The following is a 255-nucleotide window of genomic DNA, read 5'->3' on the forward strand; positions in this document are numbered from 1 at the left end:
GTGAAATGTTGATTTCTGACTTTTGTCAGATCGTTCTTTAAAAATTCGGATATGTGATAGAAATAGACTGATGGCCACTTTCACTGGTGGTGATCAGGCTAAGGTAAAATTTGTGAGTTCTGCGCGAAAGCGCAACATGCGAATTTTCGGCGAATGTCGTCTTCACAGTATAACCAGATTGCTTGGGGTTATATGGTCAAGTGAAGAAGCGCATACGGTGGATGCCTTGGCAGTCAGAGGCGATGAAAGACGTGG

General features: G+C 43.9%; 1 protein-coding gene. It reads left to right on the forward strand.

Annotation, left to right across the window (positions count from 1 at the left end; translation table 11 throughout):
• Positions 1 to 70 precede the first annotated feature (70 nt).
• Positions 71 to 255 (forward strand): hypothetical protein (locus tag G7Z99_RS19745; RefSeq protein ID WP_219854308.1); only part of this gene is annotated, 185 nt, incomplete at its 3' end.

The sequence above is a fragment of the Pseudomonas entomophila genome (assembly GCF_013523165.1).
Lineage (GTDB): Bacteria > Pseudomonadota > Gammaproteobacteria > Pseudomonadales > Pseudomonadaceae > Aquipseudomonas > Aquipseudomonas entomophila_A.